Source organism: Microcoleus sp. S28C3 (genome assembly GCF_036700785.1).
GTDB lineage: Bacteria > Cyanobacteriota > Cyanobacteriia > Cyanobacteriales > Microcoleaceae > Microcoleus > Microcoleus asticus.
This window is the reverse complement of sequence record NZ_JAUBPO010000052.1, coordinates 38,995-55,521: the sequence shown is the minus strand read 5'-3', so window position 1 is coordinate 55,521 and position 16,527 is coordinate 38,995. Positions and strand designations below refer to the sequence as shown.

The following is a 16,527-nucleotide window of genomic DNA, read 5'->3' as shown; positions in this document are numbered from 1 at the left end:
ACGGATGTCCCTGAATGCTGTAAATCAAGAAACTACTCTCAATCGTAGTTTGCGACAGAAAAGGAAACGGGCTGCAATGAATGATGAATACATGATGCTTCTTCTCAAATCCTTTTGTCAAGACTGATTGAGATGCTCTTACCCTGCTATTCGATGGCAGTAGATCGAGCGGACATAATATGATAAATACACCAGGCTGCTAGGTGTAGTAGTTGGTCTTCTGCGCTGTATAAAACTCTAATTACCTAAAAATAATAGATTAACCAGCTACGGAATTTATTGAAGGAATCTATCTATAAAGTGTCCGATTTGTCAGGCGGAAGACTTGTCTGCACGGTAAATATTCGACTTTTTGAATACGCCGCTCGAATCTTTACTCGTTCCCAGATTCCTCCTGGCTCCTGAAAGCGGCTAACTCTCCGTGAGTCTGGCAAGATTCACTTAATTCAATGTAATCTAAGATATTGGAAATTACCTTAGAAAGGTGGATAGCGGAACGGTGAGCTTCTTGGATAAAATCTCTCTCCTCGATCGGATCGTCAGCTTGATCGTCTATGGTTAGTTGTAGATAGCCGATGATGTGATTTAGGGGAGTGCGCAGCTCGTGGGACGCCTTCAACAAAAATTGCTTTTTGAGCTGGGATAGTCCTTGTACTCGCTTGCTGCGCTCTTGGTAGAGGGTGGCGAGGGCGATCGCACTTCCTACTTGATCGGCAAGTTCTTGTGCAAATTCGATTTGGCATTGAGTCCAAAGTCGATCGGTCTTACCCTTCCGCGACGATCGGCTCTCGCACCGATGCAAGCTAATTATGCCGTTAGGTTGGTCTTGATAAGCGGTAGCCAGCACTAGCAGCGACTGCGGCCCAAAATGGTCATTGGCTGCAAAGGACTCTACTACCACCGGTTCGAGGGTGGCTAGAGCTTGAATGAAATGAGGTGTTGCTGTGAGGGAGATTTCCATTCCCAGCATGGGTAAAAATGGTTCTTGGCAGTATTCAGCAGCTACTTTGACTTGCAGGCTAGAACTTTCATAAGGACAAATGATGCAGCGGCTGACGCCTAGTGTTTCTCCCAGACTGTTAACTGTTTGCTGCCAGATGGTATCAAGATCCAAGGTTCGACGAATCTTTCTGCCAATTTGGAGTAAAAGTTTTTGCGATTGAGCTGATATTTGCTGATTCATAGCAACCCTTGTTCTACTACACTGGCAAAAGTGTACCACTGGGCCAACAGAGCAGGAATTTACCGAATTTACCAGCCTGTCGCTGTCCGATTTAGGAATTACGTAATTATACTTAAATTTTGCCACACGCCGTCAAACATTACTAAGTAGTTTCGGTGTCTTTACAAGATCTTTATGATTTTTACAGAACACAGAGAGTATCCAGTATTCTAAATAATCCTTTAATGTAGGGGTTTGAGAAGCTGAATCTGTGATACAAGCTGGGATTAAGTTCTTGTAAAGTTGGCGGTTTACGGGGGTTTACTCGGAGATGTTAGCTCCCAGCGGACAGATAAAGATCAGCTTTGTTATCCGTACCCCCGGATTCCATTGATGCGAATTCTGGGTAGATCCCGGAAGCGGCGGGGGCGATCGATCTGAGTTTCAAAATCCCAAGGAGGGAGCTTGGCGACGGAGAAAAGTTAAAATTGATACACTGGCGATCGAATTGTGTTGGTAGGATAATTACTAATTATCGATGACCTTTATTGACGAAATGGAACTCACGGATACACGAATATAGCAATTCTTCAGGCAGTTTTTAAGTGAGTGAGGTACAGTTGGATAATTGGTAATTGCTAATTGCTAATTGGTAAGAAAGCTGGCGAGTACCGCACGAAAATTGAGAACTGGTATAGCTGTTTTTTTCCTGATTCCTAATTCCTAATTCCCTCTTGCTGACTCCTGATTACTTCAAAGTCCCGACGATCGATTACCAATGATTGATTACAAGTGATTAATTTTTCAATAGTGGTTCTTGATAAAGCGGCACAGTAAAAGTAACAGTCGATCCCAGTCCTTCCCCCATACTGTAAAAATTTACTGTACCCCCCATTGCTTCTACCAGTTTTTGAGAAATAGCCAATCCCAAACCGGTGCCACCGTATTGCCTGGTACGATCGCCGTCCACCTGAAAAAACGACTCAAATAATTTATCTTGCTTGTCGAGAGAGACCCCAATGCCAGTATCAGCGACTCGAATTTTTACCATTCCGGGGAACTGCTGGTTGTCAACAGTCACCTTTTTCTTAATAACTTCGGCACTGATGCGAATTCCCCCTTCCCCGGTAAATTTAATTGCATTGCCCGTTAGGTTCAAGATTACTTGAAGCAGGCGTTGGTAGTTGCCATATACAATAATCTCGTCTTCCACAGCGGGTTTTTGGATTTGAAATTGCAATCGCTTTTGCTCGACTTGAACCCGTGTGAAATTCTCAACTTGTTGCAAGAGTTCGCCGAGTTGGACGGGAGCGAGGTCTAACTCCATTTTGCCAGCTTCGATTTTAGCGACATCCAAAATATCGTTAATAACATTGAACAAATGTACTGCCGAGCGGTAAGCTTCTTCGATAAATTGGTGCGCTTCTTCGGGGTCATCTGCCATGCCGTCCACAAGCAGTTTCAGGAAACCGAGGATGCCGTTGAGGGGGGTGCGGAGTTCGTGAGAAGTATTGGCAAGAAATTGACTTTTAAGTTGAGAAAGAGCTACGGCTTCGGCGCGGGCCTGTTCTAATTCTTGGTAAAGTGTAGCGTGGGCGATCGCACTGCCGACTTGAGCGACTAACTCGCGGGCGAATTCGAGTTCGACAGGACTCCATTTCGGGGAACTGCCGCAGCGGTGCAAACATATCAGTGCATTGGGTTGGTCTTCATGGGAAGTAGCTGCTACGAGTACGGAATGACGGTGGAAGGGATCGGCGAGGGGGGAAGCGTAATCTACTGCTACTGGTTTTAGGGTGGCTAAAGTTTGAATCCACCCCTGCTGTTCCGCTGCGCGCAGTTCTAATCCCAGCATAGAAGAGTAAGGTTCTTGGCGGTACTCAGCTACTACTTTAAAAGTTTTCGATTGGAGATTTTCGATTTGAGCTGGGGAAAGCGGGGGCGAGCGGTCGCTGGCAATTGAGTGTTGTAATTCGGCTGCTGCGGCTGAATAATTTTGTTGATTTTCCGAGGCTAGGAACGGGGATGATTCGAGATTTTCGCTGTCTTTTGTGTAGGAACAGATGATGCAGCGACTCGCGTTCAAGACTTGACCCAAACTGTTAACAGTTTGCTGCCAAATTGTCTCTAAGTCGAGGGTTTTATGCAGGTTTTGAGCGATTTGGGAGATGGTTTTGCGGTCGATTTCCGAGTACGGAGGGAGCGATCGACCGGGGATGCGGCTCGCGGAAAGCATCATTTGTTGGTGGGCGTCCGACGGGGATGGCAAAGCTCGATAGAGCATGAATTCTGGTGAATCTGGCGGTCTGTCTGTGGGTTTGTCAGACAGCAGCCTTCCCATAACTAAGACTTTTGCAGCTTTGCCGTTTGAGTCAATCGCCGGAGTTAGTGTCAAATCGAAGAGAAAATATTGTCCGGCGTGGCAAAATGGATAGCTGAACCGTTGCGGTACGAGGGTTTCGAGCGCCCGCTGCAGGATATCGAGATAAGGCTCAGGGGCGATGGGTTGCAGGGTTTCGCTGAGAGGGCGATCGACAATTTGTTCTGCTGTGAGGTTGTACTGCTCGGCTTTTTGCCAGTAAAAAGATAGATATCGACCAGAGGCGTCTTGGGTAAATACTAATTCTGCCCCTAACTCTTGAAAAAAGGCTGTAGAGGCGAGGCTCGATCGCCGGAAATCTGTGTTAGAGTCCATCAGAGTAGAGGATGAAAGTAGTTCTGATTTTGGAGTCGTGAGTTTTTAATTAAAAACTCACGACTCCAAATTGTTTTGGGCTTCGACCGTTAAGTTGTGAGTTATTAATCCACTAAAAAGTTGTTGACTTTTTAGTTAAAAATTAACCTATCAAAACTCACAAATCGCAACAATTTTATGCTTCTACCATTGATTTTTTAGCAATCAATGAAATCAAAAAAAATTGATTATTTAATTCTGAACTTAACTCAAAGCTCAAAACTCTTTGTTGTCAGCCGTTTTGGGTAATTTAAAAATAACAATTAAGATTTAGGAGTTAGGAATCTGCACCGATTAACGATCGAGTTTGAAAATTACGCCAAAATCTAAGGCTGCGAACAACTCAAGTCGGGGACTGGATCGCGCATTTTTTCCGTCACCTTGAAGAGTTACGAGGTTGTGAGTTAGCGCAGTTCGCTCCGAACAACCTGTAGCTTTCGCGGCGAAATCTGCCGGAGATCGCCGGGGCGATCTAAATTTTACAGCCCGCAGATTTGCGCGTGCCGTCTGGGGCAGGAGAACCTCAGTCGTTCCACTCGCCGCGCGGCGGGACTGGGGGGTTGCGGCGCAAATTCAGAGCCAGCTCGTCTTCGCGGCGCTCGCCTCTGAGCCACTGCTTGATTGCTGTTTCAATGACTTTGCTGGGGTCATTCGTCAAGTGCTTAATTTGGTCTAGCAGTTCAGGATCGATATGGATGGACAGTTCGACTTTTTCTGAGGAACTGTGGGATGGTATTCTTGATTCGCTCATAGTTAAAAAATCCTAGTTTTAATTCTTAAGTTTCAATTCTTTTGATGACAACCGACTGGACTAGATATTTGAAGTCCCTGATTTGCACCCAACCTTTCCTCAACCGCTTAACCGCTTTCTGTACAATGAGAGAGAGAAAAGTTTTTTCCTTTTGGGTGTCCGGGCTCGGTCGGACACTTGAAAGGGTAATAACTGATACTCTTGAGGTTTGCCTCAGTTGTGGTTTGAACTCAATCCCCAGTAAGAGGTGGAAGTAAGCACTCTACTCTTGCTTGTGTAATCATACAACAAAAAGTATCCTTTGCCGATTAGCTCTTTGACAAAAAACATGACTAACGTCCCTGTATCTCGCATTCGCAATTTTTCGATTATTGCTCACATCGACCACGGAAAATCCACCTTGGCCGATCGCCTGTTGCAGGCGACTGGGACTGTGCAGCCACGGGAGATGAAGGAGCAGTTTTTAGACAATATGGATATCGAGCGCGAACGCGGCATTACGATTAAGCTGCAGGCGGCTCGGATGAATTACACTGCCAAGGACGGTCAGGAGTACGTACTCAATCTGATCGACACTCCCGGACACGTGGACTTTTCTTACGAGGTGTCGCGATCGCTCGCTGCTTGCGAAGGGGCGCTGCTGGTGGTAGACGCATCTCAAGGCGTGGAAGCACAAACCCTGGCAAATGTCTACCTTGCCTTGGGAAACAATTTGGAAATTATTCCTGTTTTAAATAAAATTGACCTGCCGGGGGCAGAACCGGAACGGGTAAAAGGGGAAATTGAAGAAATTATCGGTCTGGACTGTAGCGGGGCGATTGAGGCTTCGGCTAAGGAAGGAATTGGTATAAATGAGATTTTGGAGTCGATCGTCGAATTGGTGCCGCCGCCGCAGGATACTGTTGACAAACCGCTGCGGGCGCTAATTTTTGACAGTTATTACGACGCTTATCGCGGGGTAATTGTGTATTTCCGGGTGATGGACGGAAGTGTCAAAAAGGGCGATCGAGTTTTATTGATGGTTTCGGGTAAGGAATATGTCATCGATGAATTAGGCATCCTTTCACCGACTCAAGTTCCAGTAGACGAACTGCACGCGGGGGAAGTTGGTTATCTGGGCGCGGCAATTAAAGCGGTAGCTGATGCTCGCGTCGGCGATACGATTACTTTGGTCAAAAAGCCTGCATCGGAGCCTTGGCCGGGTTATACAGAGGCAAAGCCGATGGTTTTTTGCGGCTTGTTCCCGATCGATGCTGACCAATTTCCAGATTTGCGGGAAGCTTTAGAAAAACTCGAACTCAACGATGCGGCGCTTTCTTACGAACCGGAAACTTCGAGTGCGATGGGATTTGGTTTCCGCTGCGGTTTCTTGGGTTTGCTGCACATGGAAATTGTGCAAGAACGACTGGAGAGAGAATACAATTTGGATTTAATTGTTACGGCTCCTTCTGTGGTTTATCAAGTCACAACAATTAAAGGAGAACTCTTAACAATTGATAATCCCAGCCACTTGCCAGATCCTCAGTATCGGGAGAAAATTGAGGAACCTTATGTGCGGGTAGAAATGCTGTCGCCGGAAACTTATGTGGGGGCGCTGATGGAACTGTCTCAAAGTCGGCGGGGCATTTTTATGGATATGAAGTATCTGAGTCAAGGCAGAACTACGCTGGTTTACGAGTTGCCTTTGGCGGAGGTGGTGACGGACTTTTTTGACCAGATGAAATCGCGATCGCGCGGTTATGCGAGCATGGAGTATCACATAATTGGCTACCGCGAAAATCCGTTGGTGAAATTGGACATTTTAATTAATGGCGATCCGGTTGACGCTTTGGCGATGATCGTACACCGCGATAAGGCTTATAATGTGGGCCGCGGGTTGACGGAAAAACTCAAGGAGTTGATTCCCCGCCACCAGTTTAAGGTGCCGATTCAAGCGACAATTGGCGCTAAGGTGATTGCTTCGGAACACATTCCGGCTTTGCGGAAGGATGTGTTGGCGAAGTGTTACGGCGGTGATATTTCGCGGAAGAAGAAGTTGCTGCAAAAGCAGGCGAAGGGTAAGAAGCGGATGAAGTCTGTGGGTACTGTGGATGTGCCGCAAGAGGCTTTTATGGCTGTGCTGAAGCTCGATCGGGATTCGTAATCTGTGTGGCTTTTTGTCAGGAACAGGCTTTCCGGTCTGTTCCACAAAGAGTCTGTTTTTTTGTCGGTTCTAGGAACAGGCTTTCCGGTCTGTTCCACAAATGGGGTTCTAGGAACAGGCTTTCCGGCCTATTCTACCTTTTGCAGATTAAGGGCGATCGCTCTTGACCAAAGAAATTGCTTGAGCTAAACTAAAATTTAGTTTAAATTGCGTATAGTAGATGCACATAATCAGCTACAAACGGGTGCGTGAATACAGCCAAACTCATGCTGATTGTGGGGAAGCTTTGGATAACTGGTTTAAAATTGCTAGCAAGGCTAAATGGTCTAACTTAATTGAGGTACAATCTGTTTTTCCTAAAGCCGAAGCAGTTGGGGGGTTTACAGTTTTTAATATCAAAGGTAATAATTATCGATTAATCGTTAGTATGGATTATGAAAGCCAATTAATTTATATCAAATATATTCTCACCCATGCTGAGTATGATAAGGAGAAATGGAAAAATGACCCTTACTTTTAATCCAGATAAATACAAAGAGTTATTGTCTCAGTATCAGCCAAAAATAATTAGAAATGAAGCGGATAATGAGAAGGCTCTGGCTATGGTGGAAGAGTTAATGCACCGGGGCGATCGCACTCCTGAAGAAGACGAGTTATATGAATTGCTAATTGCATTAATTGAAAAATTTGAGCAAGAATACTATGCACCAGGACTCACAGCAACGCCTCATTCAATATTGCTGTTTTTGATAGAACAAAGAGAGTTACAGCCTGCGGATTTGGTGGGAGTGATTGGCTCTGAAAAAAGAGTGTATGAAGTGGTTAACGGCGATCGAGATATTGGTAAAGAGCTGGCATTGATTCTGGGAAGTTTTTTTCATGTAGAGCCGAGTTTGTTCTGTAATTAAGGGAAGTGAGATTAAGGGCGATTCCCTACGGTATAGCTACGCTTCACGGAGTTTTGGAGATGAAGGGCGATCGCACTGTGGCATAATAAAGTTTAGTTTTCAGAGCCCGAATTTCTCAAATAGAATTAGGAACAATATGACAGCGCAGCCAGACTGCTCAATAATGCGCCGATAAATTTCTAAGACTTCAGTTAAAGTTAGATAGCGCATTACGCGAGCTTTTGGTAAAGTTCAGCATTCTTTTTGAGGACGTATTCCATAGCATTCTGGAACGATGTTTCTGGTGGTGCGAGCAAGTTTTCAGCGCCGGCAAGCAGTAATGCTTCTAGGGAAACGCCGAGGCGGTTGGCGATTTCTTGGAGCTTGTGCAGGCGATCGTCTGGAATTGTGACGGTAATGGTTTGCATTCTGTTTGTGGCTGTGACGATACTCTGACTGTAGCACGTCAACTGTCTGAGCAGGAGTTAGGATTTTTAAAAGAGCGATCGCACTTTTGGACAGGTCGGGCGATCGCCTTTTTGCAAATAAACTATCAGAAATTACTCATTATCATCATCATCATCATCTTGAACTACCTTACTACCTAAAATTCCGAAAATCGCACCCACACCCATATTCCAAGTGCGATTGCAATTCTCGAAAATGCGTTCTCGTTGGGGAGATAGCTGAACTTCTGTACTAATCCAAAAAGACATCCCTCCAGAAAAAAAGGTAATACAGACAACAGTTGCGAAGACGTACTCGAAAGGAGAGAGAGATTTAGGAGAAGTGTTTTTAGGAGTCATTTTAGGAGATTTAGGTTTAGCAGGTGTCATATTTGGTTGAGCTTTCATAATTGCTACCTTTTGATTGGTGATGTTTTAATCATAAAGGGCAAAACCTTGAAAGCCAAGGTGTGTATGGGTTTCAAATACTATGAGTTTGATATGCGTTTAGGATGCGTTTGGTTGGCGATCGCTCGCTATAATACTTAAAAGGTCTGTAATTTAGGTATGCCACAACCAACGCTCACAGCATCTAAGGCCGGAATCGCAAAAGCAACAATTGCTCTCACAGGCAAAAGCTGGAGTCGCGAAGACTTAGCCGATTACGTCGTGGTGGAAGGCAAAACTCTCCAGAAAAGCATTAGTCTTCAAACAGTTAATAATTTTTTCACCGGCAACAGAGTCAAACGCCAGTATTTTGTTGGAATTTGCAAGGCTTTAGGATTGGATTGGCAAGAAATTAAAAAGCTTAATACAACTACATCGCCCCAAACATCCTTACCAAATGACAATCCAATAGCAGAATTAGAACAGCTAAATATCAACCATAATAATCCCTTTATTCCCCAGCATGGCAAGATAGACGATCCGCGATTTTTCTTTGGCAGAGAAAGGGAAATTCGGTGGGTGTTCCAGACGCTGAATTGTGGCAGTAGCGTAGCAATCATTGGTGAAAGAGCGATCGGCAAAAGTTCTGTGCTACAAGCCATTTACCGAGAAGCACCACATCAACTCCATCATCCGCGCCAACCCATTTACCTCGATTTAAAAAATGTTTGCGATGAAAATGACTTTTACGGTGCTTTATGCCACAAAGCGGGTATCGAGACAGTGAAGGGATATTTACTAGAACGGGCTTTAGAATCGCACCGATTGCTGTTGCTTTTAGATGAAGTCGAGAAAATGACCTGGGATGGATTTACTAACCAAGTACGCGGCCAATTGCGGGGTTTGGCGGAGGGAAATAACGCACCTTTGCGTCTAGTTGTCGCCGCCTGCACCTCTCTGGATACGCTGTTTCCTGACAGTCAAGACAAAAATATGACATCTCCTTTTAAAGGAATTTGCATTGAGGAAACTCTGAAGCAATGGGATGAAAAAATCTGCCGTGAATTTATTGCTAGTCGCCTCCACGCTGAATGGTTAATACTTGTTGCCAAACCCGTGACTTTTACTGAGGCAGAAATTGCGGGGTTAATTGCTGAAAGTGGCGGCTATCCTCAGAAATTGATGCAGTTGTGCTATCAAACTTATGCTGGTTATATCAACTAGGACTTACACATGGGGGCCCAGAAACCGGGTTTTTTATGAAAATATTTCGTTAGAGAATCGCAGATTCGGTAAAAAACCCGGTTTCTCACCAGCCGTGCGTAAGTTCTGTTTATTCATTCCCACCTATTTATGAGTCAAAAAGATCGCCCTGTTCCTCGGTTAGATTTAGCTCCCAAACTGAAGCGCCTTCTTTCTTTGTGGAATCCTTTAGATTACCTGCGATTGTTATATTGGGTGTTTTTCTTTCCTCAAGCTTTGCGGTGGTATGAGTCTACTTTTGGGGGTGAATCTAATTTAAAAGACGCCAAAACCTGGCGAGAAAAGTGGGAGTGGTTGCGTCAAAATTCCGTCCAGCGTCAGTTAATTCTACAAGCCTTGATGTTAATCATTGTTATCCCCGTAGGCTTGAGTAAATTTTTCGAGGAAATAGGCGTTTCTATCGATTGGTCCGGGGTGGCGTTGGGCGTGGGGTTCGGCGTGGCGTTGGGCGTGGGGTTCGGCGTGGCGTTGGGCGTGGGGTTCGGCGTGGCGTCGGGCGTGGCGTTGGGCGTGGGGTTTGGCGTGGGGTTTGGCGTGGGGGTCGGCGTGGGGGTCGGCGTGGGGTTCGGCGTGGTGTGGGGCGTGGGGTTGCGCGTGGCGTTCTGCCTGGTGTGGGGCGTGGGGTTGCGCGTGGCGTTGGGCGTGGCGTTGGGCGTGGCGTCGGGCGTGGCGTTGGGCGTGGCGTTGGGCGTGGCGTTAGGCGTGGCGTTGGGCGTGGCGTCGGGCGTGGCGTCGGGCGTGGCGTTGGGCGTGGGGTTTGGCGTGTTGTTTGGCCTGGGGTTTAGCCTGGGGTTTGGCGTGGCCAACGGCTTGGCATTGGGCGTGGTGTTTGGCGTGGCGTTCGGCGTGGCGTTCGGCGTGGCGTTCGCACGTCCTGAAAATTGGCTTTTCGCTTTACCGTTTACCCTACTCCAGCGTCAACAGCAAAATAGACAATTTCCCCACATTACCCCACTTCCCCTTCCCTACCTGTCTTCTCAAATAGCTAATTGGCTGAGGCGGGATTGGGAAACAGGATTGCACAACATTAACCAATTACTACGATTTACCCTTCAGTTTATCCCTGTTGTTAAAGCTGTAAATCGCGTGCTAGCAGAGACACCAAAAGACCAACTCATCTATCGCGTCGCTCAATTATCAGAAGATCCTTATGATTGGAAGTTAGTGCGTTTTGCCTCAGCTTCTCTCAGCGGAGTAATGAAGTCAGAAGCAGTAGCATGGTTTTTTATCCTCACACCTTGGCGACAACAAATTAAAGCTTTTTTTCAAACAGAAATTCGTTTAAATACTCCGGCCCGCGCCTCTGCAGCTGGTTTCTGGTATCTCCACGAGCAACAACCTGACAAAGCTACAGAAGCTTTCGATGTAGTTCGAGAGTTGCTGTATGGAGACCAGATGTTTACCTTAGCGCAAATTCTCACATTTTACCAAACACGAGAACTAGCCGAAATTACCTCGCTGAAACTGCCATCTTCCCCAAATCCACCTCTGCTGCGCGAAACTACTTGGCAAGCAATTGCTTCTCTACAGCGGGTAATCGCCGACGTTCAACTCGTCCAGTATAGCGTATCTCGTTCGGTCCGTTCCCTTGCCCTCAACCGAGCATTAGGTGAGCTTGAAACTATCCTCGATCGTCCAGATATTATACCACAATGTGAACGGATTTTAATTATTCAAACTGCCCAAAAATGGCAAAAAATATTACTGCAAGTGACCGGGAAAATCGGAGATATTTCGATTACTCAACCTGTTACTATCCCCTATATAATTGGCGATCCAGTCCAAGGCAATCTATTTGTCGGCCGCGAAGACATCATCAGACAGCTAGAGGAGTTGTGGGTAAAAGGCAATCCGCTTCAATCTGTGGCTCTCTACGGTCATCGGCGGATGGGAAAAACTTCGATTTTGTTGAATGCTAGCAACTGCTTAGGCTCAAAAGTACAGGTAGCTTATGTGAATTTGCTGCGGGTAGGAGATTGTTCTCAAGGAGTCGGCGAACTGCTAATATTCATCACCGATGCCATTGCCAAAACAGTCAATATTGCACCTCCTGCCGATCGCGATTTACTCGATTTACCCTATCTCACTTTTGGACGCTACATCGAACAAGTAATAGCAAATGTAGAAAGTGGATTGATCGTTGCTTTAGACGAGTTTGAAAAAATAGAAGAATTGATAGACGCTGGGAACATCAATCAAGATTTTATCGGTTTTTTGCGAGGGATGCTGCAAATGAGTTCTAAAGTAGCCTTTGTTTTTGCCGGATTGCACACCTTGGATGAAATGACCGAGGATTATTTCAATCCTTTTTTTGCTAGCATTATCCCCCCCATCCGAGTAGGTTTCCTGAGTCTAGGTGCAACTCGCCAAGTTTTAGCCAATCCCGATGATGATTTTCTCCTCGACTACAAACCTGAAGCACTCGATCGCATTTATGAACTAACTCACGGCCAACCCTACCTCACGCAATTGGTAGGATTTCTGTTAGTCCGCCTCTACAACGACCAAGTATTTGAAATCGGACGCCCCCGCGATCCAATGTTTACACTAGAAGACGTAGCAACTGTCATCAACGACCCGGAATTCTTCAGCAGAGGTCGCTATTATTTTACAGGAGTTTGGGGTCAAGCAGCGCAAGGCGCATCGGGACAACAGGAGATTTTAAAAGCCTTAGCACCTCACTTAGAAGGAATGAATCTCGACAGGCTGAGTCAAGAAACAGGGATGGATGAGACAAGTTTACAGGAAGCACTAAAAACTCTCGAACGCCACGATGTGGTTCGAGAAATTGATGGTTGCTACAGTATTACTGTGGAACTATTCCGCCGCTGGGTTCAGATATCATTTGGAGAGAAGGAATAGTTAGTTATCCCTTTGAGTGTTCGGCGGTTGAAACCAATCCTACACAAACTCTCGTCCCAGCCGAGGGGGACTAAGAGACAAGCGATAAAATTAATATTACTATTAGGTTAAATATTTACATGGTTGGCGGCCCTAACGGTTCAGGCAAAAATATAGTTTTTCTGGGATTATTACCCAAATTTTTAGAAGGTTTGGGATATGTAAATCCAGATGCGATCGCGGCCGGAATGTCCCAATTTAATTCAGAGTCAGTCGCCATCCTCGCAGGACGCTTAATGATACAAAGACTGCGAAGTTTATCATACTCTGGCACCGATTCCGCCTTCGAGACAACTTTAGCGCCTCATAAATTTGCTCGATTCTTGAGAAACTGTAAAACTCAAGGCTAGACAATCAACCTGATTTACATCTGGCTGCAATCTCCAGAAATCCCAATTGAACAGATGCAACCCAGGGTTGAAAGTGGCAGACATTCTGTTCCTGAAATCGACATAATTTCTCTCATATTGCTTTTCAGATAAATCGACCCTGGTTTTTTCAAATAAGCCCGTGAAGCGCAGCTATCCCGTAGAGCATCGCCCAAACTCCGACCGAAGTCATCAAATAACCAATAACTACTAACAAATAACAGAACTAATGTCAACATTTTTTTTTCGGAAATATTTGCTGGGTAACTGCTTGGTAACATTCACCGGACATAATAACTCGGTAAATAGTGTCAGTTTTAGCCCGACAAGAGATGCGATTTTACGATTCTTTTTCACTTCTTCAAACTGCTATTAGCTTTACCCACTTTAGACACCAGAATTATTGAATAATTCGGGCATCTAGCCGACTACAAGGCGGCAATTTAAAAATCAAGATTTATTAAGATATTACAAAAAAGCGATGACAAATCACAAATCATGTATCTAAAATAAGAGACAATTTGACCCGGAAACTGAAGGTAAGAAAATGTCTGAACTTAGACAAAACCTAATTACCAGAGATTGGGTAATCATCGCCACCGAACGGGCGACAAGACCGGATCAATTCGCTAACAAAAAACAGTGGGCAGCAGTAGTGCCACCGCACCGTGCCGATTGCCCGTTTTGCGTGGGAAATGAGGAAGACGGAACCTTAGAAACTTGCCGTTTGGGCGATCGCACTGGCTGGAAAGTCCGGGCAATTCACAACAAATATCCCGCACTCTCCCCGACAGCAGAATGGATGAGGATATCATCGGGAATTCACCGCACAATGGCGGGAATCGGCGTTCACGAAGTAATTGTCGAACACCCGCGACACGATTTGACGACCGCTTTGTTGAGGGTTGAAGAAATTGCCAACATACTTTTAGTATACCGCCAGCGGTATGTAGAAATTAGAAAAAATCCCCACATTGAAACAATTATTATCTTCAAAAATCACGGTGAAACTGCCGGAACTTCTCTCGAACACCCTCACTCGCAGATAGCAGCTACGCCCGTTGTACCAAGTCAATTTCGCAGCCGCATCGACGAAGCTATTAGATATTTTGACGACACGGGAGAATGTCTGTTTTGCCGGACTTTGGAAGATGAATTAGCCGCAGGAGAAAGAGTAATTTTTGAGAGTGAACATTTTGTAGCGTTTATCCCTTACGCTGCACTTTCACCCTTCCACACTTGGATTTTTCCGCGCCGGCATTCCTCTTCGTTTGATGAGATTACTGATGCGGAAATTACGGATCTTGCTGAGACTGTTAAAACTGTACTAGCTAAGTTTTATTACGGATTGAACAATCCCGATTACAACTATAATATTCGATCGGTGCCGATCGCCCAACGGGCAACAAAATACTTTCACTGGTATATGGCAATTATTCCCAGAGTCACCAAGCAAGCTGGATTTGAGTTGGGCAGCGGGATGTTTATCAATACTGCTTTGCCGGAAGAAAGTGCGGAATTTGTGCGATCCATCGAAATTCCTAGCGACAGTAATTTGGGGTTGACGTAGAGTATCCTACATCACAATACGTCAGTCGATTTGAAATTTGAAATTTGAAATTTTTGATTGATTCGACAGGTGAATTTGAAATCTTGAACCTTAGTCTAAAATATTGAGCTATCCACGAGAGGAGTCCTTCGCAAGTATCCGTTTTTGGGCGGGGTCAAATTGTGGTGGAAATGCACCCCTGCCCTCTGACTTGCTAGTCAATGTTGGGGGAGGAAACTGATACTATTTGAGGTTTGAGATTAAAGAATTGAAGAATTAGGAATGAGTGACGATATCAGGGTTGGGAGCACGAGCCTACAGTTACATTCTTTTTTTAAACTGGTAGAATGGACGCTCTAAAGTTATGAACGTACAAATTGTTATCGATTTTACCAAACTCACAATAAACTTTCGACATACTGCCAGCCGTCGTCGCTAAAAGTAGCTCTCAACATATCTCTAATTTTGGCATCGATCGATAATATCCCCTCGCCAGATTCGCCATTCTCGCCGATTTCGCAACTCTCATCAGACAAATGTTCTTGAATGTTGGCCAGAGTATAGGCGAAATTAGCCAGAAAATAATGTTCGTGCACCCACGCTGTCGGATCTGGTATTTCTGCACTCTCAAAAGCTCGATCGACTAAATCTTTTTTGGCAACATCGTCAGTCTGGTTTTTCATGTTGAGTTCGATTTAGGTAGATATTGTAACTTATCTCATTTTAAGCTTAATTGTCAACAGCATGGCGATCCCGATCGGCCACAGCAGTGACAAATTTGTGTAGATTGTGCGATCGCGATCTTAATTTTTTTGTCGATCGCGTGTTATCATACTACCTCAAACTCTGTGACCAATAATTTTCACCTCCGGCAAAATACACTTGGGCATCATTCCGTGAACTCCTTTTTGGGGATTGTTGACAGCCTGCGTAATCCGAAAATTTACCGCAATGGAACACAAAACATAAGCATCTTCTTCTTTGAAAGCCGCAAAATTTTGGAGCCAATAAACTGTCTGTTTTACCGCCATCTCAAACGCTTCATCTAATGTTTTACCAAATCCCATAATCACAATATGAGTGGGCGTTTCAGCAAACGGAAATATCAGAAATAAATCCTTGCGTAAGATAATTTTAATAGTCCCGTTCATCGAAGTTTCAATTGCAGTACCGTCAACTTCACCGTCTCCTTGTGCCGAATGTCCGTCGCCGATGGACAATAAACCGCCGCGCAGAAAAATAGGTAAAAATAACCGCGTTCCTGGTTGGAGTTCCTGATTGTCCATATTGCCGCCGTAGCGCTCTGGAGGAATAGAAGAACGGTTGATTTCTGCATTGGCAACGCCGATAATTCCAAAAAAAGGATGCAGGGGAATCAGAATGCCGCTACCTGCGGGAAATTCAGCAATTTTTTGCTCTAAATCTAGCGGAATAAACCGCAATTTCGATTCGGGAAAATACTCAGGCAAAGCTCCCCATCCGGCGCGAATTGCATTAAATCCTACTGGTAAACTCGGGTAAACATCCTCAATGTGAATTTCTAAAACGTCTCCCGCTTCGGCATCATTAACATAAATCGGGCCTGTTAGCAAGTGGGGCCCGGGGCCAACTTTGCGGTTGCTCGACAAATTCTGACAAATATCTAAAAATTCCGGCGTCAGAAATTCGCGCGGCGCTTTGTCAGCAACATAATATCCTGAATAGGTTTCGATATCGATGCGATCGCCCGAATCCACCCTTAAAGCAGGTTCGATATTCGGAGAAAAACCGCCCAAGTGTACGGTTTTGCAGTTAGCCTTGAGAAGGTGGCGGGTCATGGGATTTTAGATTTTAGATTTTAGATTTTAGATTGAAGGAACGGTGTTAAGAATGTTATATCGCAAGTCTCAATCATTTTTGAGAAAGATTTTTTTAAAAAATTAACCGCAGAGGGCGC

15 protein-coding genes are annotated in these 16,527 nt (G+C 45.2%); 6 read left to right on the top strand and 9 right to left on the bottom strand.

What is annotated here, in order from left to right:
- Positions 1 to 373: 373 nt before the first annotated feature.
- The 3 genes from QUA13_RS16840 to QUA13_RS16830 all read right to left on the bottom strand — a co-directional run bounded on the left by QUA13_RS16840 (position 374) and on the right by QUA13_RS16830 (position 4,647).
- Positions 374 to 1,183 (bottom strand): GAF domain-containing protein, encoded by an 810-nt coding sequence (locus QUA13_RS16840; RefSeq protein ID WP_333200253.1) that lies wholly within the window; start codon positions 1,181 to 1,183, stop codon positions 374 to 376.
- Positions 1,184 to 1,958: 775 nt separating this feature from the next.
- Complete coding sequence (locus QUA13_RS16835) at positions 1,959 to 3,857, bottom strand: ATP-binding protein (RefSeq protein ID WP_333200251.1); 1,899 nt, start codon at positions 3,855 to 3,857, stop codon at positions 1,959 to 1,961.
- A 562-nt stretch (positions 3,858 to 4,419) separates the two neighbouring features.
- Positions 4,420 to 4,647 carry a type II toxin-antitoxin system CcdA family antitoxin gene (locus QUA13_RS16830; RefSeq protein ID WP_172191156.1) on the bottom strand — a complete coding sequence of 76 codons (228 nt, stop codon included), beginning with the start codon at positions 4,645 to 4,647 and terminating at the stop codon, positions 4,420 to 4,422.
- Between the two features lie 328 nt (positions 4,648 to 4,975).
- On the opposite strand from QUA13_RS16830, the gene lepA reads away from it, so the two are divergent.
- From lepA to QUA13_RS16815, 3 genes are all read left to right on the top strand, one after another.
- Positions 4,976 to 6,790 carry a translation elongation factor 4 gene (gene lepA / locus QUA13_RS16825; RefSeq protein ID WP_333200249.1) on the top strand — a complete coding sequence of 605 codons (1,815 nt, stop codon included), beginning with the start codon at positions 4,976 to 4,978 and terminating at the stop codon, positions 6,788 to 6,790.
- A gap of 220 nt (positions 6,791 to 7,010) precedes the next feature.
- Positions 7,011 to 7,310: a type II toxin-antitoxin system HigB family toxin gene (locus QUA13_RS16820; protein WP_333192195.1), complete on the top strand. Its 300-nt coding sequence runs from the start codon at positions 7,011 to 7,013 to the stop codon at positions 7,308 to 7,310.
- Entirely contained in the window at positions 7,294 to 7,698 is a 405-nt protein-coding gene (locus QUA13_RS16815) for a transcriptional regulator (RefSeq protein ID WP_333200248.1), read from the top strand. The genes QUA13_RS16820 and QUA13_RS16815 overlap by 17 nt, the downstream gene beginning before the upstream one ends.
- A gap of 209 nt (positions 7,699 to 7,907) precedes the next feature.
- Here QUA13_RS16815 and QUA13_RS16810 read toward each other — a convergent pair whose 3' ends face one another.
- Positions 7,908 to 8,105, bottom strand: coding sequence for a DNA-binding protein (locus QUA13_RS16810; RefSeq protein ID WP_333200246.1), 198 nt, complete (start codon positions 8,103 to 8,105; stop codon positions 7,908 to 7,910).
- A 132-nt stretch (positions 8,106 to 8,237) separates the two neighbouring features.
- Entirely contained in the window at positions 8,238 to 8,531 is a 294-nt protein-coding gene (locus tag QUA13_RS16805; protein ID WP_333200244.1) for a hypothetical protein, read from the bottom strand.
- Positions 8,532 to 8,690: 159 nt separating this feature from the next.
- On the opposite strand from QUA13_RS16805, the gene QUA13_RS16800 reads away from it, so the two are divergent.
- Entirely contained in the window at positions 8,691 to 9,734 is a 1,044-nt protein-coding gene (locus QUA13_RS16800; protein ID WP_333200242.1) for an ATP-binding protein, read from the top strand.
- Between the two features lie 129 nt (positions 9,735 to 9,863).
- Positions 9,864 to 12,635: a helix-turn-helix domain-containing protein gene (locus QUA13_RS16795; RefSeq protein WP_333200240.1), complete on the top strand. Its 2,772-nt coding sequence runs from the start codon at positions 9,864 to 9,866 to the stop codon at positions 12,633 to 12,635.
- Positions 12,636 to 12,750: 115 nt separating this feature from the next.
- Here the strand turns inward: QUA13_RS16795 and QUA13_RS16790 are convergent, their stop codons facing one another.
- Both QUA13_RS16790 and QUA13_RS16785 read right to left on the bottom strand, forming a co-directional pair.
- Positions 12,751 to 12,894: a hypothetical protein gene (locus QUA13_RS16790; RefSeq protein ID WP_333200238.1), complete on the bottom strand. Its 144-nt coding sequence runs from the start codon at positions 12,892 to 12,894 to the stop codon at positions 12,751 to 12,753.
- Between the two features lie 144 nt (positions 12,895 to 13,038).
- Complete coding sequence (locus QUA13_RS16785; RefSeq protein WP_333200236.1) at positions 13,039 to 13,281, bottom strand: hypothetical protein; 243 nt, start codon at positions 13,279 to 13,281, stop codon at positions 13,039 to 13,041.
- Between the two features lie 308 nt (positions 13,282 to 13,589).
- Between QUA13_RS16785 and galT the strand changes: the two genes are divergently transcribed.
- Positions 13,590 to 14,612: a galactose-1-phosphate uridylyltransferase gene (gene galT / locus QUA13_RS16780; RefSeq protein ID WP_333200234.1), complete on the top strand. Its 1,023-nt coding sequence runs from the start codon at positions 13,590 to 13,592 to the stop codon at positions 14,610 to 14,612.
- A gap of 377 nt (positions 14,613 to 14,989) precedes the next feature.
- On the opposite strand, the gene QUA13_RS16775 is transcribed toward galT, so the two are convergent.
- Positions 14,990 to 15,274, bottom strand: a complete 285-nt coding sequence (locus tag QUA13_RS16775) for a hypothetical protein (protein ID WP_333192215.1) — start codon at positions 15,272 to 15,274, stop codon at positions 14,990 to 14,992.
- A 156-nt stretch (positions 15,275 to 15,430) separates the two neighbouring features.
- Positions 15,431 to 16,408 (bottom strand): acetamidase/formamidase family protein, encoded by a 978-nt coding sequence (locus QUA13_RS16770; protein ID WP_333200232.1) that lies wholly within the window; start codon positions 16,406 to 16,408, stop codon positions 15,431 to 15,433.
- Positions 16,409 to 16,527 lie beyond the last annotated feature (119 nt).

Excerpts from the sequence above, each read along its gene's own strand:
- QUA13_RS16770 (WP_333200232.1), bottom strand. The coding sequence starts at position 16,408 with ATGACCCGCCACCTTCTCAAGGCTAACTGCAAAACCGTACACTTGGGC.
- QUA13_RS16775 (WP_333192215.1), bottom strand. The coding sequence starts at position 15,274 with ATGAAAAACCAGACTGACGATGTTGCCAAAAAAGATTTAGTCGATCGA.
- QUA13_RS16785 (WP_333200236.1), bottom strand. The coding sequence starts at position 13,281 with ATGTTGACATTAGTTCTGTTATTTGTTAGTAGTTATTGGTTATTTGAT.
- QUA13_RS16835 (WP_333200251.1), bottom strand. The coding sequence starts at position 3,857 with ATGGACTCTAACACAGATTTCCGGCGATCGAGCCTCGCCTCTACAGCC.
- QUA13_RS16795 (WP_333200240.1), top strand. The coding sequence starts at position 9,864 with ATGAGTCAAAAAGATCGCCCTGTTCCTCGGTTAGATTTAGCTCCCAAA.
- QUA13_RS16830 (WP_172191156.1), bottom strand. The coding sequence starts at position 4,647 with ATGAGCGAATCAAGAATACCATCCCACAGTTCCTCAGAAAAAGTCGAA.
- QUA13_RS16820 (WP_333192195.1), top strand. The coding sequence starts at position 7,011 with ATGCACATAATCAGCTACAAACGGGTGCGTGAATACAGCCAAACTCAT.
- QUA13_RS16810 (WP_333200246.1), bottom strand. The coding sequence starts at position 8,105 with ATGCAAACCATTACCGTCACAATTCCAGACGATCGCCTGCACAAGCTC.
- QUA13_RS16805 (WP_333200244.1), bottom strand. The coding sequence starts at position 8,531 with ATGAAAGCTCAACCAAATATGACACCTGCTAAACCTAAATCTCCTAAA.
- lepA (WP_333200249.1), top strand. The coding sequence starts at position 4,976 with ATGACTAACGTCCCTGTATCTCGCATTCGCAATTTTTCGATTATTGCT.
- QUA13_RS16840 (WP_333200253.1), bottom strand. The coding sequence starts at position 1,183 with ATGAATCAGCAAATATCAGCTCAATCGCAAAAACTTTTACTCCAAATT.
- QUA13_RS16815 (WP_333200248.1), top strand. The coding sequence starts at position 7,294 with ATGACCCTTACTTTTAATCCAGATAAATACAAAGAGTTATTGTCTCAG.
- QUA13_RS16790 (WP_333200238.1), bottom strand. The coding sequence starts at position 12,894 with ATGGCGACTGACTCTGAATTAAATTGGGACATTCCGGCCGCGATCGCA.
- galT (WP_333200234.1), top strand. The coding sequence starts at position 13,590 with ATGTCTGAACTTAGACAAAACCTAATTACCAGAGATTGGGTAATCATC.
- QUA13_RS16800 (WP_333200242.1), top strand. The coding sequence starts at position 8,691 with ATGCCACAACCAACGCTCACAGCATCTAAGGCCGGAATCGCAAAAGCA.